The sequence below is a fragment of the Candidatus Pelagibacter sp. genome (assembly GCF_052049835.1).
GTDB lineage: Bacteria > Pseudomonadota > Alphaproteobacteria > Pelagibacterales > Pelagibacteraceae > Pelagibacter.
Genome location: NZ_JBNGZF010000001.1, coordinates 93,431 through 118,369 on the forward strand (window position 1 = coordinate 93,431; position 24,939 = coordinate 118,369).

Genomic DNA, 24,939 nt, shown 5'->3' on the forward strand with positions numbered 1-24,939 from the left:
TTTATTTTTTCTTCAAAGATTGAAATGCTTCAAGAGCTGCAGCTCTAGCTTTTTCATGAACAACAATAGGGCCTGGGTAATCTTTGCCAATAATTGTTTTTATAGCTTCTTGATACTTTAAGTCCATTTCCCATGGCTTATGAATGAATTTTTTTGGCACTTTGCTTAATTCAGGAACCCATTTTTTTACATAAAAACCTTCCTTATCAAATTTTTCTCCCTGCAAAATCGGATTAAATATTCTAAAGTAAGGTGCAGCATCAGCTCCACAACCAGCAACCCATTGCCATTGAGCTACATTATTTGCTTTATTGAAATCCAATAAACAATTTCTGAAATGTTTCTCACCTTCCGTCCAATTTATTCTTAAATGTTTTACAAGAAAGGAACCAACAACCATTCGAATTCTGTTATGCATCCATCCGGTTTCATATAATTCTCTCATTCCAGCATCCACAATAGGATAGCCAGTCATTCCTGATTTCCATGCCTTTAAAAATTTCTCATTTTTTACCCACGGAAATTCATCAAATTCTTTTCTATAATTACCTTTTAAAAATTCGGGAAAATAATTAATTAAACTATGTGAAAATTCGCGCCACCCTAATTCATTGATATATTTCCTATAGCCAATTCCTTTAGATTTTATTTCATTACATTTTTTCCAAATAGTACTTACGTGAATTTGACCATGTTTAATGTATGGAGACAATTTTGATGTACCCTCTATTGATGGATAATCTCTAGCTGTTCCATAATCTTTAATTTTTTTTTCAATTAAATTGTTAAGAACTTTTTTCGAGTCATTTTCAGAAACTTTCCAGTATTTCTCAAATTTTTTATACCAATTTTTTTTTGGTAAAATATTTTTACTTTCAATACCATTTTTAAAAAAAGAAATTAATTTAGTATTTTTTTTAATAACATAATTTTTACTTGGGGGTAGATTAAGATATTTCTCTTCAGCATTTCTCCAAAATGGACTAAATACTTTAAAAGGTGTACCATCATTTTTAGTTACTTCTTGAAACTCATTAAGTATATTTCCTTTAAAATATTTAAATTCAATTTCATTTTTTAAAAAAATGTCTCTTATTTTTTTACCTTTAGCAATTACATCTGGTTCATATATTTTATTCCAATATACAGAAATATTATCTTTTTTTTTTATTTTTGATAACACATCCAGCTCGTCTCCCACTAATATTTGAAGACCGATTTTGTATTTTAATAATTCTGACTTAAATTCCTCTAAAGATTTATATAGCCACCATTTTTGCGCTTCTCTTTTTTTATCAAAATCATTTTTATTATAAATAAATAATGCAATAACGTTATCATGATTTTGACTCGCATAAGACAGTGCTGGATTATTTTCAATTCTAAAATCTTCCCTAATCCAAAATATAGCATTTTTTTTCATGTGAATTTATTTTCTGCCTTTAGATAGCAGTTGTTTGTAAAGTTTTACATCTGCATTACCTTCGCATCCTATTAATAAAACATTAGAATTTTCATCAAGTTCTATAAGCTTTTTAATCTTTGTATTATTACAAGCACCTATCAGGCTTATAATTCCAGGTGCAGAGCACTCTCCACCAATTATTGAATATTTACTGAGTTTTTTGTCTTTCAGCATCGCAACGGTTCTAGCAATATTTCGATCACTTACAGACACACAACAATTGCTCGTCTTTTTCAATATTTGCCAGGGAATATATGACATTTCATTACACGACATACCACCCATGATGCTTTCCTTTTTAATTTTAATTTTTTTTAATTTATTATATTTTACGCTTTGAAGTACACAGTCGGCTCTATCAGGTTCAACAATTATTATTTTTGGTATTCTTTTGAAATATTTTGCAACACCAGCAACTACACCAGCTGCCATACCACCAACACCAGCCTGTAAGAAAATATGGGTTATATATTGATTTGTTTGTTTAGAAATTTCTCTAATCATTATGGAGTATCCTGCCATGGTAAGTTGAGGAACTAATTTATATTTTTTTGTTGAAACATCTTGAACAATTTTCCAATTATTTTTTTTTGATAACTTCTTGCACTCATTAAGTGAATTTTCATAATCTCCTTTAACTCTTATTACTTCAGCACCAAATTTTTTGATTTCTTTAACTCTTGCGTCGCTAACGTATTGACTAACAAATATTTTACATTTTAATCCCAACCTTTTAGCACCCCATGCTACAGATCTTCCGTGATTTCCAGCTGTTGCTGAGGAAATGATTATATTTTTTTTTCCTTTAGATATTTTTTCAACAGCATAAGCACCACCCAAAGCTTTAAATGATTTTAAATGAAATCTTTTAGACTCATCCTTATAAAAAATATTATTTAGTTTTAAATTTTTTTGTAATTTATCAAGTTTTAATAGTGGTGTTGATTTATAATTTTTCCAGCTGGAAATAGATTTATAGGCGTTTGTTAATAGTAATGAAGGTGCAAATCTTAAAACATAATTTCTTTTAAAACTAAAATTATTATTTTTTAAAGATTTTGTTAGACTCCACTTTTTAATACTGTTTAAACTCTTCACCTTAACAGTCTAATGTATTATCTTTTTCCCATTGAGATACAGGTTTTTTTTTATTAAAATTATTTTTATCTTTGAAATTTTGTATTTCTGAATTTTTTAGTTTTATGTAGCTTTTGATTACTTCTGCACCAAAAGCTTTTGATAACGATTTACTATTTTTAAGCATGTTAATAGCTTGATTTATATCATTAGGTAATTTTTTTAATTTAGGATATTTTTTATAGTCTTTGTACATATTGCAATGTAATGGTTTTCCAGGATTTAGTTTTTTGTTAATTCCTTCAAGCCCAGCAGCTATTATGCCTGCTTGAAGTAGATAAGGGTTTGCAGAACCATCCATTAATCTTAATTCAAATCTACCTTTATCAGGTATCCTAATCATGTGAGTTCTGTTGTTCCCTGTGTAAGAAATACTACTTGGAGACCAAGTTGCTCCTGATTTTGTTGGTGGAGCATTAATTCGTCTATAGCTATTTATTGTTGGATTAAAAAATGCTGACAATGCTTGTGTATTTTTCATTATTCCACCTAAGAAATTGTATGCAAGTTTACTTAAGCCAAGTGCATCCTTTTTATCTAAAAATTTATTATTTTTACCATTCCAAACGGAAACGTGAGCATGACAACCATTACCAGTCAAATTACTAAACGGCTTTGGCATAAAAGTTGCTCTTAAGCCATGCTTTTCCGCTAAACTTTTAACCATAAATTTAAAGAAAACATGTCTATCTGCAGTGACAAGAGAATCTGAATAATCCCAGTTCATTTCAAATTGACCATTGGCATCTTCATGATCGTTTTGGTAAGGCTTCCAACCCATTTCCAGCATACAATTACAAATTTCTTTTATTAAATCATACCTTCTCATAAGAGCGGATTGGTCATAGCAAGGTTTAGATTGAATATCTCTTTTGTCAGCCAAAGAATGCCCATCCTCAGAAATTAAAAAATATTCACATTCAACACCTGATTTCATTTGGAGTTTCTTTTGTGACATTTTTTTTATTTGCTCTTTAAGCATTATTCTTGGAGAGGCTTTAACAGGTTTACCATCCATATATAAATCAGAGGCGAGCCAGCCAATTTCTTTATTCCATGGTAGTTGAATGAGACTATCTGGATCTGGGACACCAAACATATCACTGTCAGCCGGAGTCATGTCTAGCCAAGTCGCGAATCCTGCAAATCCTGCTCCATCTTTCTGCATATCGCTAATTGCTTGAGCTGGAACTAATTTAGATCTTAAAACTCCAAACAGATCCACGAAACTTATTAAAAAATATTTTATTTTTTTAGCTTTTGCTATCTTAAATAAATTTTTTGGCATAATTGATTTTATGAATATTAAAGATCTGTATCAATCACTTTTTTTCTTTTATCCCCGGTATCCAGTTACTTCCTGCTAAAGGAACTCTAGCCATTGCAGCAGCTTCAACAGTTAGTGCACATAAATCTTCAGGTTCCAAATTATGTAAACTATTTTTTCCGCATGCTCTAGCAAGTGTTTGCGCTTCTAGCGTCATCACTTTTAGATAATTGGTTAACTTTTTACCAGCTTTTACTGGATCTAATCTTTTCATTAAAGTTGGATTTTGAGTCGAGATTCCTGCAGGGTCATTACCTTCGTGCCAATCATCATAAGCCCCTGCAGTTGAACCTAATTTGTTGTACTCTTTTTCCCACTTTGGATCATTATCACCTATAGCTATCATTGCAGCGCTACCTATTGATACCGCATCTGCTCCTAGCGCTAAAGCTTTTGCAACATCAGCACCATTTCTAATTCCACCTGATATGACTAATTGTACTTCTCTATGAGAGTTTAAATCTTGTAGAGCATCTACTGCAGGTCTAATACAAGCTAAAGTAGGTTGACCAACGTTTTCAATAAAAACTTCTTGAGTAGCAGCCGTTCCACCTTGCATTCCATCTAGTACAATTACATCAGCACCCGCTTTTACAGCTAAAGCAGTATCGTAATACGGTCTTGCTCCTGCAATTTTTATAAAGATAGGAACTTTCCATTTTGTAATTTCACGTAATTCTAAAATTTTTATTTTTAAATCGTCTGGACCAGTCCAGTCAGGATGTCTACAAGCAGATCTTTGATCTACTCCTTTAGGTAAAGTTCTCATTTTTGCAACTCTATCGTTTATTTTTTGACCTAATAACATTCCTCCACCACCAGGCTTTGCACCTTGACCTATAACAACTTCAATTGCATCTGCTTTTCTTAAATCGTCTGGGTTCATTCCGTATCTAGACGGTAACAATTGGTAGACTAAATATTTAGATTGTCCTCTTTCTTCAGGTGTCATTCCTCCATCACCTGTAGTAGTAGATGTACCAGCAGCACTTGCACCTCTTCCTAAAGCCTCTTTTGCTGGGCCCGATAATGCACCAAAGCTCATTCCTGCAATTGTAATTGGTATATCTAATTCAAGTGGTTTTTTGGCAAATTTTGTTCCAAGAGTTACATTTGTAGTACACTTTTCTCTGTAACCCTCTAGTGGATATCTAGACATTGATGCTCCTAAAAATAATAAATCATCAAAGTGGGGAAGTTTTCTTTTTGATCCTCCACCTCTAATATCATAAATACCTGTCGCTGCGGCTCTTCTTATTTCTGAATTTGTATATTCATCAAAAGTCCATGATTGACGAGGATGAGTTTTGTTATTTTTTTTCATGATTAATAATTTGAAATATTGTCTATTTTAAAATTGTATAACTTTTTTGCTGAACCATATCTTTTAAAACTTTCAGCTTTTTGATTTTTAATATTGGCTTCCTGCAAAAGTAAATTTAATTTTTTTATATGTTTTTTATCCATTTTTTTTTCAACACAATCTGCGCCAAGTGATTTTACCTTACCTTTTATATATATGTTTGTTTCATACAAACTATCACCTAATGCCTCACCAGCATCACCACATACTACCAAGTTCCCTGCTTGAGACATAAAACCTGACATATGGCCAACTGAACCTTTAACAACAATATCCACACCTTTCATAGATATTCCGCATCTTGAACTTGCATCACCATCAATAATTAAAAGACCTCCATGAGCAGTTGCTCCAGCTGATTGAGATGCATTGCCTTTTACATGAACTTTTCCAGACATCATATTTTCAGCTACACCAGTTCCCACATTACCTTCGATTGTAATATTTGCTTTTTGATTCATTCCAGCACAATAATATCCAACATGACCTTTAATATTTATATTTAATTCTTCAGTAAGCCCAGCGCATACAGCGTGATTACCCTCAGGATTTATTATAGTAAAATCTCTTTCGTTTGTTTTTCTATCTATACTTTGCAATTGTTCGTTTACTTTTCTTAACTTTAATTTTTTTAAATCTAATTTCATTAATTTCCCCAAGAATATACAATACCAGGTTCTGGCTCAAAAATTTTTGCATTGTTAACATCTGGAAGATGTGCCATTGCTTGAAATTCAGATGCGATTGCAACATAATTTTTTGTTTCTGCTATAACTGCAGGTTTACATGCAATTTCATCTCTTACTACTGCAAATCCTTTTCTCGTTCCTGCTATAAATGTATAAAAGCCATCAAGATCTTTCAGACCTGAAACAAGTGTATTTTTTAAAGATTTATTGTTTGAAAGACTATTTGAAACGTAGCCGGCAGCAACTTCGGTATCGTTTTCAGAGGTAAAAATATTTCCTTTTTTCTTGAGCTCTCTTCTCAAGTTATTGTGATTAGATAAAGAACCATTGTGAACTAAACATTCATCCTCTCCAGTTGAATAAGGGTGAGAACCATCAGTAGTTATTGCACTTTCGGTTGCCATTCTTGTATGTCCAATACCATGTGTGCCACTAAAACTTTTCAAATTAAATTTTTTAACTACATCTTTTGGATTTCCAACTTGTTTAAAAATTTCAATAGAATGTCCATATCCAACAATTGAAACTTCAGGGAATTCTTTATTAATAAGTTTAATAAATTTTTTTAGTTTTTCTTCTGTTTTTACAATTACATGATCGGAGTATTGATTTAGTTTTAAATTTCTATTTTTTTTTGAAATATCTTTTTTAAATTTAGTAAAATCTAAATTATTAATACATAAAGAGTATTTATATTCTTTTTTGTCTGAATTCTTATATATAGCAAATCCTGCACTATCTGGTCCTCTAGACTCCATGTTGTTAAGCATACCTGATAACATTTTACCTAGATTTTTCTCAAATTTTTTTGTTTTCAAATATATTCCAACAATTCCACACATAGACTTTAGAGTTTTAATTAATTAACGATAAAAAAAAATCTTTATAATAGATAAGGTTTACAACTACAATGATGATAATAGCCACTATCACTCCGTACTTAGCTTTAGGGAAAGCTACGCCTCTCATTTTGGTTGGTCTTAGTTCTTCGTTATCTTTATCAGTCATATTTTTTGTAAAAAAAAAGGGCGCCACATCAAAGTAGCGCCCAAATTTTTATTTTATATTACCAGTCGGTAATGTTGCTTTTATGATCATTGGCGCTATGTCTTTTTCTAGCCAATCTATCAAGTTCTTCACTTTCAGATTTAGCTGTTAAAACATGCCAACCAACCCATAAAATAATACCAACAATAACTAGTATTCCTTCTACGGATCCAGCACCAGGATAAACAGCACCTACAACTTCTTCAGCAGGTTTGTTTAGGTGATCGATCCAATTTGTAACTGTTGCCATATTGTATCTCCTTTACCTGGTTGCGGATGAAACTGCTTTTTCGTCTTCCTTAGCAGACTCCATCATTTCATAGTCTAATCCAGCTATTTCTACTTCACGAGGGATTCTTAATCTACCCATACCGTTTAGTACTTTAGCTATGATATAGCCTGGTATTAGTCCAAGAACTACGAACATAATAATTGCTCCTAGAAATTGTCCTAATGGGTTAATAGTAGCATAAGTAGTTCCATCCCACATAGCTCCAACACTGTAACCAGATGATGGGTAACCATTTAAAACAAAACCACAAATTACTAGACCAACAAATCCAGCATAACCATGTACTGCTACTGCTCCAACTGCATCATCAATTTTGAACTTACGTTCAACCCAGTAATGTAGTTTGTATGCAATCACAACACCGATCATACCAATGATCATTGCTTGAATTGGGTGATATAAATCATTTCCAGCTGAAGCACAGATAACACCTGCTAGTCCACTTGAGTAAGTCCAGAAAGGATCACCTTTAGCAATCCAATAACCAGCTAATAATCCTCCTGATAACGACATCAAGAAGTTAAAAGTAATACCACTAAGTGTAGTAGGGGTTACATATATGTTTGTAGCTGTCCAATAACTTATACCTTCCATCCCATATTCTGGTCCAAGGTCAAAGATCGGTATGTTACAAGCTGCATAAAATCCCCAGAAACCAGTATAAATTAAAAATAATCCAACTGTAACTAGCCAAGGATTTCTTGGTCCAATGTTTCTTGGTTCACCACTTGATGAAAATTTACCAATTCTTGGTCCTAAAACCATAAGAACACCTAAAGCAAATCCACCCGCAATCGCGTGAATTACTCCTGATGCATAAGCATCATGGTATCCTAAAATTTTAAGCATCCATCCATCAAAGTGCCATCCCCAAGCAGCATCAATTGTCCAAAATACAGAACCTATTGCTATAGCTAATATACCAAATGCAAAAGTTGTAATTCTTTCAATGATTGCTCCTGAAACAATAGACGCAGCAGTCCATGAGAACAATAGGAATGCAGCCCAGAAAACACCAGAAATGTGATCTCCTAGATTGACAGCCATTAACTCACTTGTCGCCGTGTACCATGTAGCACTAAAAGCAGATTCATCTGTTACAAGCGCGGTACTTTCATTCATTATTGAAGGCGCAATTCCCGGTCCTGTTGGGAATGCCCAGTAAATCCACCAACCAAAGAAAAACCAAGTTACTGTTACCAAAGGTATCAGCATCGTGTTTTTCATAAGAGTATGTTGATGGTGTTTGTATCGAGAAGCTCCAACTTCATACATACAGAAACCGACGTGAATTAAAAACATCAGCACCACTGTTACCCAGTAGTAAAATTCTGTAAATATGGTTGTAAGAGCACCTAACTGATCAGTCATATTCTCTCTCCATATTAGTTTTTTAAAACCCTATTAAATTTTATGATTCGATACAAATATAAAATGATTAAAAACCTAGTGCGAACACTAGGTTTTTAAAAATTATCAACTATTAATTGAAAACTTAAAATTTTAAATAAGCTTTTTTCAAATCAACAAGAGGATGCTTTGGTGACATTTGGAACTTAACTAAAAGTTCTCTCGCAATCATATCTCTATCTTGTTGGTTATTTGGAAGTTTAATTGATTTTGGAATAGTAACCCAACCATTTGCGTTTCTACAAAATACTGCAGGTCTATCCTCTTCATATCCCATATGAACATCTTCTAGCCAGTTTAAGTCATCCCATCCCATTGCCTCTATATATTTTTTTAGAAATGGTGTGAGTTTGCTGTAATCAGGTAAAAGATTTACATCGTATCGGTAACCAATTGATTGACCGATCATTTTTTCTCTAGCAGTTTCTGCTTTTTTACCTAACTGACCTTTGATCTCTTTTACTTTTGCTTTAACTATCTTTTTACCCTTTTTCTTTGCCATAGTTATTATCCTTATATTTTGTGATAGTTATCAACCCCAACAGTATAGTTAGTTCCAGCAAGTGGAACTTTTGCTAAAGCTGAAGCTTCAGATGTTAAAGCAGCTAAATCTTCAGGCTCAAGAGAGTGAATGTTTGTTTTACCACATGCTCTTGCTAGTAACTGAGCTTCTAAAGTCATTGAGTGAAGATAATTATAAACTCTTAATGCAGCATCATCAGGGTTTAATCTTGCTCTCAGTTTTGGATCTTGAGTAGCAACACCTACTGGACATCTTCCAGTATGGCAGTGATAACACTCACCAGCTTTTACTCCCATTTCTTTTTCAAAGTTTGCTTCTGGAATATCTTTATTACAATTTAGTGCAATCATAGATCCAGTACCAATTGCTATCGCATCAGCTCCAAGAGCTAAAGCCTTAGCCATGTCAGCACCGTCTCTTACACCACCAGCGTAAATTAAAGTTACTTTTCCAGTTTTACCAACATCATCAATTGCTCTTCTAGCTTCTCGAATTGCAGCAATACCAGGAATACCAGTGTTTGCAGCAGCAATATGCGGTCCAGCTCCAGTAGAACCTTCCATTCCATCTAGATAAATAGAGTCAGGATCACATTTTGCAGCCATACGCACATCATCATAAACTTTAGATGCACCTAACTTTAATTGAATTGGCACTTTATTTTTAGTCAATTGTCTTAACTCTTCTACTTTTAAAGCTAAATCATCTGGTCCTAGCCAGTCGGGGTGTCTTGCTGGGGATCTTTGGTCAATACCAGATGGTAATGATCTCATCTCAGCTACTTGATCAGTAACTTTTTGACCCATTAAGTGTCCGCCCATTCCAACTTTTTGACCTTGTCCAATAAACACTTCAATACCATCCGCTAATTGTGCATGATGAGGATTAAAACCATATCTTGATTGAATACATTGGTAGTACCATTTTTCAGAATATCTTCTTTCATCAGGTATCATTCCACCTTCACCTGAACATGTAGCACTACCTGCCATAGTTGCTCCTCTCGCTAAAGCAGTTTTTGCTTCATAAGAAAGTGCACCAAAACTCATTCCTGTAATATAAACTGGAATATCTAATTCAATTGGATTTTCACATCTTGGTCCAATAACAGTTTTCGTTTCACATTTTTCTCTGTAACCTTCGATTACAAATCTAGTTAGTGTTCCAGGTAAGAAAACTAAATCATCAAAAGTAGGAATTTTTTTCATCAATGCCATTCCTCGCATTCTGTATCTTCCTAATTGAGATTTAATATGAATATCGTCTATTACTTCAGGTGTGAAGATTGCGTTATGACCTAATAAACTTTTATTTCTTTTACCTTCTTCATGTGCGTGAACATCAGCTTTTCCACCAACACCTTTTCCATTTTTTTTAACTTTTTTAGATTTTTTCTTAGGCATTATATTGCTCCCTTCTTCTCTGTAGGTTCTAAATTGTCATAATTCCAAAGTTTTTTACCAGCTACAATTTTTTTCATTTTACTAACGTCAAAATTTTCACCAATCTCAGCTACTTTTAATTTTCTCTTTAGCCAATCTTGATCACTTTTAGTTAATTCAGCGTCAACTGCATCACTACCATAAGATCCAATTTCTCCACCTACGAAAATTGTCCCATCGTACATTGAGTCACCTAAATTTATCCCTACATCTCCAAGGATAATAATTCTACCTCTTTGCATCATAAAACCAGTAAAGGCACCAGCGTCACCACCAATTATTATAGTTCCACCTTTCATATCAATACCAGTTCTGGCACCAACACTACCTTTACAGATTAAATCTCCACCTCTAATTGCTGCACCAAAACAAGATCCAGCATTCTTTTCGATAACAACTTTACCAGCCATTAAATTTTCTGCACATGACCATCCAACTCTTCCATTAATTCTTACTATTGGACCATCGCAAGAGCCCATACCAAAGTAACCTAAACTTCCCTCAAAAATTAAATTTAATTTATTTAAGATACCAACACCCAGACTATGTTTTCCTTGAGGATTTTTTATTACAATCGTCCCATAACCTTGACTCATTAAGTTATCTATTTCTTTGTTTGCCTCAGGTGCAGTCATCTCCATAACATCTAGTTCAGTTCTTTTGTTAAAATCAACATCATAAGTACCAAAATAATAAAAGTTTTCAGCCTCATCAGGATTAAAGAATTTTTGCTGAGTTCTTCCTGTTAATACCTCAGTGTGCATACCCATTGATTGGGCTTTTGATTTTTTCGAAACAGTTTTTAGATTTGCCATACTTTAACCTCCCCATCAAATGGATCATATGTATCAATTTCTTGTGGTAATACTGATCTAATTGCAATTTCTTCAGATCCCATTGCAACTAAATCGTCTGATTCATATAGGACTAATGGTTTAGCAGCCATTGTATCTTTCGCCATACCTAATGAGTCTTTTGTTGCAACAAAATAAGTAAATACACCATCAAGTCCTAATAAAGAGTCTTTCATTCCTTCTTCGAGTGTTGCACCTTCTCTCATTTTTTGGGCTATATAAACAGCTATAAGCTCTGAATCACACTCAGACATAAATCTCATTCCTTTATTTTCTAAAACTCTTCTATTGTTCCAGTAGTTTGTAAGTTGTCCGTTGTGAACCACCGAAACATCACTAAAAGGATATCCCCAAAATGGGTGGGCTGATTTAATATCAACACCAGATTCTGTAGCCATTCTTGCGTGACCTATAGCATGCGTTCCTACAAGTTTATCTAACGAGTATCTATCACAAACTGCTTTGGCATTTCCTAGATCTTTAATAACTTCTAATGATTTACCCATTGAAAGGATTTCAACACCAGGTATGGCTTCAATAGTTTGTGAAAAATTAAGAAGATCTTTAGCGTCATACTCTAATTCATATCTTAAAGAGTAGGGTAGTGTTCTTTCCTCTTTAATTATTTTAGCACCTATTTCTGCTAAAGTTTGATCTACAATTTTTTTTCTTTCATCATAAACAGAAACATCTTCCATTACTGAAGAACTTCCTTCTCCTACGTTTTCTCCAACTTTAAAACGCATAATGAAGTTTTTTCCATCAGTATCGCCATATAAAGCGTAACCTGTAGAATCTTCTCCTCTATGCTTTAATGCTTGGAGCATTCCTTGTAGTTCGCTTCCAACATTCGAAGATTTCCCTCTATGAATTAAACCTGCTATTCCACACATATATTTATACCCTTTCTATCTATTTCTTTGACCTACGGTAGACAATCAAGATAAGTATCCAGATCCCATTGTGTAGTAGCACCAAGAAATCTTTCCCACTCATCATTTTTGTACCAATGGAAAACTTTATACATTTCATCTGGCATTGCAGATTTGATGACTTCATCCTCTGCCAATCTATCTAAAGCTTCACCTAAACTTAATGGAAGTTTTTTAACATCTTTACCAGCTTTTTGAGCCTCATAAATATTTCTAGACTCAGGAGCTGCTGGTTTCATCTTCTTGCTTATACCTTCATCGCAAGCTTTTAATAAAGCAGCACCTAATAGATAAGGATTATGCATAGAATCTACCGATCTATATTCAAATCTTCCTGGAGCAGAAACTCTTAAACCACAAGTTCTGTTTTGATATCCCCAATCAGCATAAACGGGAGCCCAAAATCCTTGATCCCATAATCTTCTATAAGAATTTACTGTTGAAGATCCAAGAGCTGTTAATGCTGGTAAGTGCTTCATGATACCTGCAATCGATTGCAAACCAATTTTACCTGGTAATTGCATATCCTTGGTATCAGGCATAAAAGTATTGGTTCCACCTTCAACATAACTAAATACTTCTTCAACACCTGGTAGAGTTTTATTTCCAAGTTTGTTAAGTTTAATTTTTCCACCTTTCCATAAAGACATGTTTGTATGACAACCGCTAGCAGAAACACCCATAAATGGTTTTGTCATAAAGCAAGCAATTAAATTATGTTCTCTAGCAACTTGAGCACAAATTTGTCTGTAGGTTGATAATCTATCTGCATTCCTTAAAACGTTATCATAGGTCCAATTTAATTCTAATTGACCTGGCGCATCTTCATGGTCTCCTTGAATCATATCAAGACCCATTGCTTTTGCGTACTCAATAACCTTCATAAATACTGGTCTCAATGATTCAAACTGATCTATGTGATAACAGAATGGTTTAGAAAAACCTTTACCTGTAGGAGTTCCATCCTCATTTTTTGTTAACCACATCATTTCAGGCTCAGTTCCAACTCTTAATTCTAGACCATGTTTTTTCTTAAATTCATCCATAAAAATTCTTAGATTTCCTCTGCAGTCTGAAGTTAAATGACCACCTGGATTTTTTCTTTCTTCTCTGTTTCTAAAACAAGTTACAAATACTCTTCCAACTCTTTTATCCCATGGTAGTTGAACAAAAGTTTCAGGATCAGGTATTCCAACAAGCTCCATAGCCTCTGGTCCATATCCAATGTAATTATTATGACGATCTAAGAACAAGTTTGCTGTAGCACCGTAAACTAATTGAAATCCTTTTTCAGCTGTTCTTTCCCAGTGATCTGCTGGTATACCTTTACCAACAACTCTACCTGTTACAGAAATGAATTGATAATAAATATAAGTTATGCCAAGTTCATTAATTTTTTCTCTAACTTTTTTAACTAATTTTGCTCTACCTGGCTGGTTTACGTGTTTCTCTAGATCTGTCATTTTCACCCCTCAATGAATTTAATTTATTCAAACGTAGCTGAAAAATATATTTGTGTCCAGGCTTAGAGTCTAGCTCCAAGGAAACGGACTGTTCGAAGTAGGGTGAAGTTCTCCCTTCTCGTAACGGTTGAATCTAAATGGTTTTAACAAATCACTTTCAGTACCAAGAATTTCTTTTGCAACAAGCTCACCAACACCGATCATCTTGTATCCATGGTTTGCATCTGCAATCATGTAAACGTTTTCAAAAAACCTATCAAAGATTGGAAAAGAGTCCGGCGTCATGCATCCAAGACCACCCGATGGTCCTTTTCTATACAAATCAGATTTACCTTCAAATCTTTTTTGACAATGTGCTAACGCTGAACACCACATTTCACTAAATGCATCAGTTGTTTGATACTCAGGAGATTCAATTCCATAAGGATCAACATTAACTTGATCAAAATGTTTTTTAACTATGTATGGTGAAGTTCCACCTTGAACACCTAATCCATCTATATCAGGTTTATAATAAATTCCCCAAATTTTATCTGTTAATAATTTTTTAGTTTTGTCTGAATATAACGGAGCAGTCGAATCTACATGAACCACAGGTGGTTGTTTTCCATCATTTGTTTTTAGAAAATCTGGCTCAACACCAATCACACCCTCTTGTAACATCCAGTATGTCCACATATCTGTTACATGCATTTTACCGTCTTTGCCTTTAATGTTAGCCGTTTTAGGTAACTCTAACATGTTCCAAAAATCTCTTGCCCAAGGACCTGCGCCGACAACAACCTGTTCACATTCAATTGTACCTTTGTCTGTCTCTACTCCTGTAACCGCTTGACTATTACTTCCTTTTTTAAAACCTGTTACTTTTACACCTTTCAATACTTGAACACCATTTGATGTAGATTTACTCTCAAGTGCTTTAATTGAATCTTTGTTAAATGCGTATCCACCTTTTTTTTCATGAAGTACAGAAGTGATACCTTGTGCTTGCCAATCATCAAAAATGCCCTTCATATAATTTGAACAATCTTTTTCACCTTCTATAAAGACTGATTCGTATCCAATAGCTTTTTGTTGTTCATAAATTGTTGCAACATCTTCATGCATTACCTCAGGTGATATTTGCATGTAACCAACTGGATTGTATTTAAATGCTTTAGGATCACTCTCCCAAACAGAAACTGAGTGAGCCATTAATTCTCTCATTGCTGGTTGGAAATAATTATTTCTTACAACACCACAAGCAATTCCGCTTGCACCAGCTGCAGTATCTTTTTTTTCTAAGACAACGATGTCACCAGGATTTTTGTAAGTTTCAGAAAGTTTCCAAGCAGTACTAAGACCGTGAATTCCACCACCGATGATAACTACTTTTGCTTTCGAAGGTAATGTCGTCATACAAAAACATTATTTTTTGCAAATAGTAATTAATATAATTTTTTATAGAACTAAAAATTATATATATAATTTAGATATTTCAATTTTTGTTAAATTTGTCGCTAATAACTTATATTTTTTAAGGTATCCAGGTATTCATTAAATTCTTTAATAAATGAGTCGCTAGGTATTATATTTTTTACCCTTTGGTCTGTTGATGTTTTTTCAAGACGAAAGAATCCTTTTTCACAAGCTTCAGTAATAATTAATGCAGATTTAGGTCTAGATGTTTTAAATAATTTAGTTTTAAGTTCCTCAACAGATAGTTTTTTATTTTCTTTATGTGCAGACATTACTAATAACATCATATGATAGTGAGAGGGAGATTTTCTAAAAAAATAGTTACTAGCTGTATGCGACTGTCTCATTTGATCTTCCCAAAAATCTAATAGCGTCTTTTTTTCTTTTGGCATTATTTTTAAGCTCTGACTCTTGATTTGGTTGGATCGTAGAATGGAAAACCAACAACTTTAGCGCCAATCCTTTTTTGATGACCATCGATTTTACCTATTTCAACTTCAGTACCAATTTCTGAGTATTGAACATCTATTCTGCAAAGAGCAATATTTTTATTCAAAGTAGAGGACAAGCATCCACTGGTAACTATACCAACCTGTGATCTTCCAATATGAACACAGTCTCCGTGGCCTGCTATTTCTTTTCCATTAAGTTCTAGGCCTACCAATTTCTTGTGTGGGTTAGCTTTTCTTTTAATCAATTCCTCTTTACCAATAAAATCTTCTTCTTTTGTTTTCAGTGGAACGGCAAAACCAATACCAGCTTCAAAAGGATCTTGCTCTCCATCAAACTCTGCGCCAAATAAAATTAAACCTGCCTCAATTCTTAGTTTATCTAGAGCAGCGAACCCTGCTGGTATCAATCCATCATCTTTACCTGCTTCCATTAATTTATCCCAAACTTCAGGAGCATGTTTTGGATGACACCAAATTTCATAACCTAACTCACCAGTATAACCTGTCCTAGAAACAATTAATGGAATACCTTGAAGCTCTTCTATTCTACAAATTGTAAATCTAAACCAGCCCAACTCATCTATCGAAGGCTGTGTAGGTGGTGTAAAGATAATTTTTTTTAAAATTTCTCTACTTTTTGGACCTTGCAAAGATACATTGCTAATTTGATCAGTAGAGTTTTTCACAATAGCGTTAAAATTCTTTTTCTTTGCAATTTCTTTAAGCCATTCTCCACCATACTCATCTCCACATATCCATCTAAAACCTGTTTCGCTTAATCTTAAAAGAGTTCCATCATCGAACATCATTCCATTTTCGTAACACATTGCAGAATATACAACCTGTCCAACAGAAAGTTTTTTTATGTTTCTTGTAAGAGTGTAATTCATTAACTCTTCAGCATCAGGACCAATTATTTCAAATTTTCTTAGTGACGATAAATCAATTAATACAGCATCATTTCTGCAAGCATTGTACTCATTAACCAAACCATGCTTGGTGTAATCATTTGGAAGCCAAAACCCTCTAGCATCAACAAAGTTTCTAGTTAATTTTGAAGTTTTTTCATAAAAGCCAGAATTTCTAGTAAGTTTATTTTCAGAGTCTGTTTTCATTCTAAAACCAAATGACTTTCTAAATTCTTTATTTTTATCGTAAGTTCTAACAAATATATTTGTAGGATTCCATGAATTACAAGGATCTATATCACTTGGACATGCAGTTGTTCCTATTGTTAAATCTTTTAAAGCCTTAAACATTACATAATCTCCAGGCCTTGAATAAGATTCATCAGAAATAACAGAATTTAATCCTCCAGCCGAGGTGTTAAAAAATAAATTAATTGCATGCCAACCTTTTTGTTTCTGAACACCATATTTCGACATACTTTCAGTTAAATTATCCGAACAGTTTGGGTGACCAAAATACCCCGCATCTTCATAATATTTTGAAGTACATGCGAGATTAAAAGTATCGTGTTTACCAACAGTATCTCTTATTACTTCAACAAGTGGCTCATGATCTGTATCATAAAATTTAGAGAACAAACCTGGTCCTGGGAAAGTATTACCCATGAATGTTCTCGTGGTTTGCCAGTCTAATCCTTTTTCAATTCCTTTTTCTAATTTTCTTGTATCGAAAGCCACAAAGTCAGAACATTGTCTGCCAGTCGGACTTATCACTTGAATATAATCTCCTTCTTTAACCTCATAAGATATTGAAGTTTCTTTATTTATATTTTCTTCATAAACAGGTTCGAAAATAGGATCAGGAATTACATTTAATTCCTTATCATTAACAATTTTAGCTCTTTTAACAAATATAGTTAAATCAGTTGGTGGATTTTGTTTTGTAACATCCATATCTTCGCCAGGTGCTGAAAATATTACGTAACATTTATCTTTTGATTTTAATTTAATTTTTTCACCAGGTTCTGAGTCTAGATCAAATATAATTGATGATTTTGAATTAGAAATTTTTAAATTTCTTTTTTTTAGTTGATAGTTGGTTGCTAAAATTGTTTCATCATTCCCACTAAGAATATTTCTTATAAAGTTTTTTTCATTGTTTGATTTAAGATTTAAAATTCCAAGATCTGAATTTCCATCTTTTCCAAAACAAATAATCTCACATATTTGATTTCCCTCATTATTAATTATTTCTACCTCATCATCAGGAAAAATTTGAAAACCAGTTAGACCACCACCATTAACAACATGTCTTTCAACTCCAGGTGGTAAAATATTCAAACCAGGATATTTGATATCTTTGCTTGTGCCTAACATTTTTTAAATTTAAGTGAGACCATAATATAATCAAAACGAGTTGACTATAACTTTAAATAGGAACATACTTTCAATATTAATATATTAATAATAGAGGGGTATATATGAAAAAAATAATATCTTTACTATCTGCTCTAGTTATTTCTGTTGTAAGTTTTGCAGGAATTTCAAATGCTGATAGCAAAAAGCCCATCGTGATCCCAACACATAACTGGTCAAGTCAAATTGTAATGGCTTATGTTATTGGTGGAATTTTTGAAAGTATGGGTAATAACGTAAAATACGTAAACGCTGACTCACAAGCAGTTTATGAGTCAATTAGAATTGGAGACGTAACTATATCTCACGAGGTATGGGAATCTGCATTCGGTAAATCTTTTACTACTGCTTTAGATAAAGGTGGTTTATTAGATTGGGGTGATCATGAAGCAAGAACTCTTGAGGATATGGGATATCCAAACTGGGTTGCTGAAAAAGGATTATGCCCAGGTTTACCAGACTGGACAGCTTTAAAAAATCCAGATTGTGCAAAAAACTTTACAACACCTGACTCTCCAGATGGAAAAGGAAGAATGTTGGAAGGTCCACAAACTTGGCATGGTGACTTAATTCCACAAAGGGTTGATGCACTAGGTTTAGGTGATTTATGGTGGGTTAAATTTGCTGGAAGTGCTGATGCACTTTGGGCAGAATTAGCTGCAGCTGAAAAAGAAGGAAGAGGAACAATTATATTCAACTGGACGCCTAACTTTACGGATGGTGCTGGTTTTACATTTATTGACTTCCCTCCATACACAGCTGGTTGCAGACCAGAAGATGGTGGAGATGGTAAATGTGGTTCTCCTGATGGATACTTGAAAAAAGCAGTTCATGAGGATTTCCCAAAAACTCATCCTGATGCAGCAGCAACGTTTAAGAAAATGTCATTCTCTACAAGTCAAATTGGAGCTATGGCAGCTTTAGTTGACGTTGACAAAATGACTCACGAAGATGCAGCTAAAAAATGGTTAGCTGATAACGAGTCAGTTTGGAAAGCATTTACTAAATAAGGATTAAAGTTAAAAATTTAAAATCTCCCCCAACTTGTTGGGGGGGATTTTTTTTTATATGATTTTGTGTAAAATAAATTCATGAAAAAATTTCTACTTTTTATATTGTTAAGCTTTTTAATAAGTACTTCTGCATTTGCACGTAGCACCGGCTGTAAAGAGGGTAATTGTGATAATGGCTATGGCAAGTGGGTTTACACTGATAAAACTACTTATGAAGGGGAGTGGGTTTCTACAAAAAAAGAAGGACAAGGTGTAGAGACTTGGCCAAATGGATATATTTATAAAGGTGAATTTAAAAATAGTGTTTGGAGCGGAATTGGAACGTTAACATTTCCTGATGGTTCCACTTATGAAGGGGAGTGGGCTAATGGTTTTATGAATGGTCAAGGAACATTTACTTGGTCTGATGGAAAACAAAAAACAGGTATTTGGAAGAACGGTAAGTTACAAGAATAATGTCTAAAGAAAATTATATTAATAAAATAAAAGATTTACCTGAGTCTTTGAAACAATTTATTGGTCTTATATTTATTACTCTAACAGTAATTGTATCTTTTAGTATTTTAAATGGAATTTTTGGACAAGGTGATGATTTAGTAAAAAGAATGAAGTTAGAGGAGGAGAGAATTGCTGAAGAAAAAAAACTAAGTGAGTTAATATCTAAACTACCCTCTGGAATATTAGTTTCATTTGATGGAACCGATCACTTCAAATTAACAGATGGAGTATATGAGCAAGTATGTAAAGCTACAAAACTAATTCCTCAAAGAGCAATAATGGGTGCTAATTTTTTAAATTTTAGAGCACATGAGCTTTATACAATTAATGGAAATAAAATTGATGAGACTTTTGTCAAATGGGATGAAGAAAAAAACAAATGTTTTGCGGGTTTTACGGTTAGCGGAAACAATGTAGGTGTTGATGAAAGTATTACTATAAGTGGAGAAGCTTTAAGTTTTTTAAGTACTGGAATTGATACTAGAGTTTATTTTATTAAAAATTTTTAATGAGGAAAGGCAACAATTATTAACATTTTAATTTTATAGAATTTAATATAACTTTAAAACAATTTATGTCTGAGACTGTAATCAAATGCGAGTCGGTTTATAAAATTTTTGGACAAAATGCCAAAAAGATGCTTGAAGAGTCTAATGGCAATGTAGATGCAAAAACCTTTCAGGAAAGAGGATGTATAGTTGGAGTAAATAATGCTTCTTTTGAAGTTGCAAAAGGAGAAATGTTAGTAGTAATGGGTTTATCTGGTTCGGGTAAATCAACACTTCTTAGATGTATTTCAAGATTAACAGATGCTACTGGTGGAAAAATTTTTATTGAAGGTCAAGATTTATTAGAATTAAATAATAAAGAGCTTATTGAGCTTAGAAGAAATAAAATGGGAATGGTGTTTCAAAGCTTTGCTTTGTTACCTCATAAAACAGTTGTTGAAAATATTGCTTTTCCACTTCAGATAAAAGGCACTAATACTGAAGAGAGTATTAGTAGAGCAATGGAAATGGTAAAACTAGTTGGACTAGACGGAAGAGAGAATTATTTCCCAAGAGAGCTTTCAGGTGGACAACAACAAAGGGTAGGTATCGCAAGGTCATTAGCAGTAGAGCCTGATATATGGTTTTTAGATGAACCTTTTTCTGCATTAGATCCATTGATTAGAAAAGAAATGCAAGATGAGTTTTTAAGACTTCAGGAAAAATTACAGAAAACCATCATGTTCATTACTCATGATTTTGATGAAGCATTAAAGTTAGCTGATCGAATAGCAATCATGAAAGATGGTATAATAGAACAATTAGATACACCAGCAAATATTGTATTAAATCCTGCAACTGAATATGTGAGAAAGTTTACTGAAGAAGTACCTAGAGAGAAGGTTTTGATTATTGAGGATGTAATGGATGCTTCAAGCAAAGATAATGTAGGAGATTTAAAAGTATCAAAAGACGAAATTATAGAAAATGTTGCAGAAAAAATACTTACTCAAGAAAAATTAGTGGGAGTAGTTGACTCAAATAATAATATTGTAGGATCAATTAAACCTTCAAAAATAATAGATACAGTTTTTGGAGGAAGAAAAAACGGTAATTAAAATATGGAGTATTTAAAAAAATATCCAAAATTATTTCAGTGGTTGTTTTTATTAATTGTATTTTTTGCTTTATGTTTTGCAATTGATGTTCCTGAAACTTATAAATTTATAAGAGGCCAGGCCGAATTTGTTAAAGATCCAAACCAAAGTGTTTATTTTTTTCTAGGTAAAGAGGTTAGGTATTATGCCTTTGATGTATTTTGGAGATTGCCTCCACTTCTAGGGTGGCTGCCTATTTGGATAAACGACTCTTTATTTTTCTTAATGAATGAATGGATGCCAATGGAGTTTTGGAACGAAGATACTCAAGAATTTAAAACTCGACCATTATTATTAGAGATAAGTAGAAATTTAACTTCATTTATGACTTTTTTAATTGAATTAATTAGGGAAATTTTACTTGGAGGTTTAGAAACTATTGTTGCATTTACAAGTTGGGATTTTATTGATGCTTATCCATGGTTAGAGTTGCCAGGTTTACCTTGGACCATTGTTGCAGCTGGAGCAGCTATACTATCATATAAATTAAGTGGAAAAGGATTGGCTTTGTTTGCAGGTTTAACAATGATCTATATTTCTATATTTGGTCAATGGAAACCATCAATGCAAACGCTTTCTTTTATACTTGTTGCAGCTCCACTTTCATTTATTTTTGGTTTAGGCCTAGGTATTGCAGCTTACAAAAGTAAACGTGTTGAAAAAGCATTGTACCCAATTCTTCTAGTAATGCAGACTATGCCACAATACGCTGTATTAGTTCCTGCACTTGTTTTATTTGGAGTAGGAGATCATGCTGCTGTAATTATTACTATGGTTGTTGCGGTTCCACCAATGATATTATTAACAATATTAGGTTTAAGAGCCATACCTCCAGAAGTTATTGAAGCAGGAAGAATGAGCGGGTGTACTAATTGGCAACTAATGTTTAAGGTATTAATTCCTACAGCAAGACGAGATATTTTAATAGGTGTTAACCAAGTAATCATGGTTTGTTTTTCAATGGCAGTTATATCTGCATTTATTGGAGCAAAAGGTTTGGGATTTAATTTGTTACTAGCATTGAACCAACTTAATATTGGTTTAGCATTAGAAGCAGGATTGTGTATTAGTTTAATTGCAATTCTTCTTGATAAAATGTCTTTAGCTTGGGCAAATAAACAAACAGATTATTTTGGCAACCTGACATTTTTTCAAAGAAATAAAAACGTAATATTTTTTGTAGCTTCATTCGTAATTGGAATAATTCTTGCATATATTGGGACTTTTATTTTCAAAGGTAGTTTTAATTACTTGTTTGAAATTCCTCATAATAAAGGAATATCAACAGCAGATTTTTGGAATAAAGGAGTTGATTGGATTTTTGATACTTTCTTCGTGTATATTAAAGCATTCAATACATGGTTAATTCAAGATGTGCTTCAACCAATGAGAGCTTTATATTTAAGAATGCCTGCAGTTGCTACATTGGTACTAGCAGTTGGTGCAGGATATTTAATTGGGGGAATTCGATCAGCATTAGTTGTTGCTGCTTTGACTTTGTTTATTGCTTTAAGTCCATGGTGGGATAGAGCGCTAGTAACATTATATATGGCAACTTTTGGTGTAGTTATTTCTTGTTTAATAGGATTTACAGTTGGAACATTATGCTTTCAAAACAAAAAATCTGCAGCATTTATGCTAGGTGTTTGTGATATATTTCAAACATTTCCATCATTTGTATATCTAATTCCTGTAATGATGCTTTTTGGGATAACAGATACATCTGTTTTAATTGCTGTAATTGTCTATGCAACAATTCCCGCAACAAGGTACACAATTGAAGGTTTAAGAAGTGTTCCTGTTGGCTTACATGAAGCCGCAACAATGTCTGGTGTAAATAAATTTCAGAGATTAACAAAAATTGAGTTTCCATTAGCATTTCCACACATGATGCTTGGTCTAAATCAAACAATCGTCTTTGCTTTATTTATGGTTATAATAGGAGCATTTATTGGAACAGAGGATCTGGGTCAGTATATCTTAAAAGCACTTTCAGATAAAAATGGAGCAGGAATCGGTTTAACTTTAGGTATCTGTGTTGCATTTATAGGTTTAATTTTTGATAACTTAATAAGAACTTGGGTTGGAAAAAGAAAAAAACATCTTGGTATAGATTAGTATTTTGAAAAAATTTATTATCTCAATAGACCAGGGGACAACTTCCTCGAGGGTAGTGCTTTTTGATACCAAAGGATTTATTCAATTTATATCTCAATATGAATTTAAACAATACTTTCCAAGAAACGGTTGGGTAGAGCACAATCCAAATGAAATTTGGTTGACAACACTTAAAGCTTTAAAACATGTAATCAAAAAAGCTAAAAGTTTAAAAGGTCATATACTTACAATTGGAATTACAAATCAAAGAGAAACTACAATTTTGTGGAATAAAAAAACTGGAAAACCCATTTATAATGCAATTGTTTGGCAAGATAGAAGAACACAAGAATTTTGTAAATCTCTAAAGAATAAAAATTACGAAAATATTTTTAGAAAAAAAACGGGATTATTTATAGATCCTTATTTTTCTGCTACTAAAATAAAATGGATTTTAGATAATGTAAAAGTTTCAAAAAAATTACTAAAAACAAATAATTTATTATTTGGTACAGTAGACACCTTTTTAATTTGGAAACTAACTAAAGGTAAACAGCATTTAACCGAAGCTACTAATGCAAGTAGAACCATGTTGTTTAATATTAATAACAACAAATGGGATAATGAAATTTTACAGAAATTAAAAATTCCAAAGAATATTTTGCCAGAGGTAAAAAATTCTGCAGATAATTTCGGAAAAACAGATAAGAGATTTACCGGAAAAGAAATACCCATTTCAGCTGTTTTAGGAGATCAACAAGCTGCAGCTGTAGGACAAACTTGTTTTGAAAAAGGATCAATTAAAAGCACTTATGGTACAGGTGCTTTTATAATAATGAATACTGGATCAAAAAAAATTAATTCAAAAAATAAGTTATTAACCACAATTTGTTATCGATTGAACAATAAAACTACGTATGCTCTTGAAGGATCTATTTTCATAGCAGGAGCAGGGGTGCAATGGTTGAGAGATAAAATTAAACTAATAAACAATGCTTACGAAACTGAAAAAATAGCCAAATCAACAAAAACTAACAATGAAGTTTATGTTGTCCCAGCTTTTAGTGGAATAGGTGCACCTTATTGGAGGCCCGATGCAAGAGGTTTAATAACAGGACTTACAAGAGATAGTGATTGGAAAACTTTAGTGAGAGCAACCGTTGAGTCAGTTGCTTATCAAAGTAATGACTTATTTTATTCAATGAATAAAGATGGTTTAAAACCTAGAATAGTTAAAATTGATGGTGGTATGGTTTCTAATAATTGGTTCTCACAATTTTTGGCAAATATAATTAATTTAAAAGTAGTTCGACCTAAAATTTTAGAAACAACTGCTCTCGGAGCCGCAATGTTAGCAGGTTACCAAATTGGAGAATTTAAATCATTAAATCATATTAAAAATACATGGAGAAAAGATAAGGAATTTATACCAAAAATTGATAAAAAATTGAGAAATCACTTATTGCAAGGTTGGCAGCAAGCAATTAAAAAAACTTTAGCATAATATT

General features: G+C 33.0%; 23 protein-coding genes. 6 read left to right on the forward strand and 17 right to left on the reverse strand.

What is annotated here, in order from left to right; all coding sequences use genetic code 11:
• Nucleotide 1 precedes the first annotated feature (1 nt).
• The 17 genes from ACTT9R_RS00470 to ACTT9R_RS00550 form a co-directional block, all read right to left on the reverse strand.
• Nucleotides 2-1,423, reverse strand: coding sequence for a cryptochrome/photolyase family protein (locus ACTT9R_RS00470; protein WP_440926119.1), 1,422 nt, complete (start codon nt 1,421-1,423; stop codon nt 2-4).
• Nucleotides 1,424-1,429: 6 nt separating this feature from the next.
• On the reverse strand, nt 1,430-2,563 hold the full coding sequence (locus ACTT9R_RS00475; RefSeq protein WP_440926120.1) for a diaminopropionate ammonia-lyase: 1,134 nt from the start codon (nt 2,561-2,563) through the stop codon (nt 1,430-1,432).
• Nucleotide 2,564: 1 nt separating this feature from the next.
• Complete coding sequence (gene glnT, locus ACTT9R_RS00480; protein WP_440926121.1) at nt 2,565-3,890, reverse strand: type III glutamate--ammonia ligase; 1,326 nt, start codon at nt 3,888-3,890, stop codon at nt 2,565-2,567.
• A 34-nt stretch (nt 3,891-3,924) separates the two neighbouring features.
• The gene (locus tag ACTT9R_RS00485; RefSeq protein WP_440926122.1) at nt 3,925-5,253 is read right to left on the reverse strand and encodes an FMN-binding glutamate synthase family protein; all 1,329 of its coding nucleotides are present in this window, start codon (nt 5,251-5,253) and stop codon (nt 3,925-3,927) included.
• A 2-nt stretch (nt 5,254-5,255) separates the two neighbouring features.
• On the reverse strand, nt 5,256-5,939 hold the full coding sequence (locus ACTT9R_RS00490; protein WP_440926123.1) for a protein glxC: 684 nt from the start codon (nt 5,937-5,939) through the stop codon (nt 5,256-5,258).
• Complete coding sequence (locus ACTT9R_RS00495) at nt 5,939-6,823, reverse strand: class II glutamine amidotransferase (protein ID WP_440926124.1); 885 nt, start codon at nt 6,821-6,823, stop codon at nt 5,939-5,941. The genes ACTT9R_RS00490 and ACTT9R_RS00495 overlap by 1 nt, the downstream gene beginning before the upstream one ends.
• A gap of 13 nt (nt 6,824-6,836) precedes the next feature.
• Nucleotides 6,837-7,016, reverse strand: a complete 180-nt coding sequence (locus ACTT9R_RS00500) for a hypothetical protein (protein WP_440926125.1) — start codon at nt 7,014-7,016, stop codon at nt 6,837-6,839.
• A 31-nt stretch (nt 7,017-7,047) separates the two neighbouring features.
• Nucleotides 7,048-7,278 (reverse strand): hypothetical protein, encoded by a 231-nt coding sequence (locus tag ACTT9R_RS00505; protein WP_440926126.1) that lies wholly within the window; start codon nt 7,276-7,278, stop codon nt 7,048-7,050.
• 12 nt (nt 7,279-7,290) lie between these two features.
• On the reverse strand, nt 7,291-8,691 hold the full coding sequence (locus tag ACTT9R_RS00510) for an ammonium transporter (protein ID WP_440926127.1): 1,401 nt from the start codon (nt 8,689-8,691) through the stop codon (nt 7,291-7,293).
• A gap of 124 nt (nt 8,692-8,815) precedes the next feature.
• Nucleotides 8,816-9,232, reverse strand: coding sequence for a hypothetical protein (locus ACTT9R_RS00515; RefSeq protein ID WP_440926128.1), 417 nt, complete (start codon nt 9,230-9,232; stop codon nt 8,816-8,818).
• Nucleotides 9,233-9,243: 11 nt separating this feature from the next.
• Nucleotides 9,244-10,656, reverse strand: a complete 1,413-nt coding sequence (locus ACTT9R_RS00520; protein WP_072090449.1) for an FMN-binding glutamate synthase family protein — start codon at nt 10,654-10,656, stop codon at nt 9,244-9,246.
• Nucleotides 10,656-11,510: a GXGXG motif-containing protein gene (locus tag ACTT9R_RS00525; RefSeq protein WP_440926129.1), complete on the reverse strand. Its 855-nt coding sequence runs from the start codon at nt 11,508-11,510 to the stop codon at nt 10,656-10,658. The genes ACTT9R_RS00520 and ACTT9R_RS00525 overlap by 1 nt, the downstream gene beginning before the upstream one ends.
• Nucleotides 11,498-12,442, reverse strand: coding sequence for a glutamine amidotransferase (locus tag ACTT9R_RS00530; RefSeq protein WP_440926130.1), 945 nt, complete (start codon nt 12,440-12,442; stop codon nt 11,498-11,500). The genes ACTT9R_RS00525 and ACTT9R_RS00530 overlap by 13 nt, the downstream gene beginning before the upstream one ends.
• A gap of 32 nt (nt 12,443-12,474) precedes the next feature.
• Nucleotides 12,475-13,944, reverse strand: coding sequence for a glutamine synthetase family protein (locus tag ACTT9R_RS00535; protein WP_440907613.1), 1,470 nt, complete (start codon nt 13,942-13,944; stop codon nt 12,475-12,477).
• A gap of 69 nt (nt 13,945-14,013) precedes the next feature.
• Nucleotides 14,014-15,342 carry an NAD(P)/FAD-dependent oxidoreductase gene (locus tag ACTT9R_RS00540; RefSeq protein ID WP_440926131.1) on the reverse strand — a complete coding sequence of 443 codons (1,329 nt, stop codon included), beginning with the start codon at nt 15,340-15,342 and terminating at the stop codon, nt 14,014-14,016.
• A 101-nt stretch (nt 15,343-15,443) separates the two neighbouring features.
• Nucleotides 15,444-15,794 carry a hypothetical protein gene (locus ACTT9R_RS00545; RefSeq protein WP_440926132.1) on the reverse strand — a complete coding sequence of 117 codons (351 nt, stop codon included), beginning with the start codon at nt 15,792-15,794 and terminating at the stop codon, nt 15,444-15,446.
• A gap of 5 nt (nt 15,795-15,799) precedes the next feature.
• Entirely contained in the window at nt 15,800-18,139 is a 2,340-nt protein-coding gene (locus ACTT9R_RS00550; RefSeq protein WP_440926133.1) for a DUF1989 domain-containing protein, read from the reverse strand.
• Between the two features lie 104 nt (nt 18,140-18,243).
• On the opposite strand from ACTT9R_RS00550, the gene ACTT9R_RS00555 reads away from it, so the two are divergent.
• The 6 genes from ACTT9R_RS00555 to glpK all read left to right on the forward strand — a co-directional run bounded on the left by ACTT9R_RS00555 (nt 18,244) and on the right by glpK (nt 24,935).
• Nucleotides 18,244-19,188 carry an ABC transporter substrate-binding protein gene (locus ACTT9R_RS00555; RefSeq protein WP_440926134.1) on the forward strand — a complete coding sequence of 315 codons (945 nt, stop codon included), beginning with the start codon at nt 18,244-18,246 and terminating at the stop codon, nt 19,186-19,188.
• An 81-nt stretch (nt 19,189-19,269) separates the two neighbouring features.
• A complete protein-coding gene (locus ACTT9R_RS00560) occupies nt 19,270-19,647 on the forward strand; it encodes a hypothetical protein (protein ID WP_440926135.1) in 378 nt (125 codons plus the stop codon).
• Entirely contained in the window at nt 19,647-20,198 is a 552-nt protein-coding gene (locus ACTT9R_RS00565) for a hypothetical protein (RefSeq protein WP_440926136.1), read from the forward strand. Before ACTT9R_RS00560 ends, ACTT9R_RS00565 begins: the two co-directional genes overlap by 1 nt.
• A gap of 65 nt (nt 20,199-20,263) precedes the next feature.
• On the forward strand, nt 20,264-21,295 hold the full coding sequence (locus ACTT9R_RS00570) for a quaternary amine ABC transporter ATP-binding protein (RefSeq protein ID WP_440926137.1): 1,032 nt from the start codon (nt 20,264-20,266) through the stop codon (nt 21,293-21,295).
• A gap of 3 nt (nt 21,296-21,298) precedes the next feature.
• Nucleotides 21,299-23,452: an ABC transporter permease gene (locus ACTT9R_RS00575; RefSeq protein WP_440926138.1), complete on the forward strand. Its 2,154-nt coding sequence runs from the start codon at nt 21,299-21,301 to the stop codon at nt 23,450-23,452.
• Between the two features lie 4 nt (nt 23,453-23,456).
• Nucleotides 23,457-24,935 carry a glycerol kinase GlpK gene (gene glpK, locus ACTT9R_RS00580; protein ID WP_440926139.1) on the forward strand — a complete coding sequence of 493 codons (1,479 nt, stop codon included), beginning with the start codon at nt 23,457-23,459 and terminating at the stop codon, nt 24,933-24,935.
• The last annotated feature ends 4 nt before the right edge of the window (nt 24,936-24,939 follow it).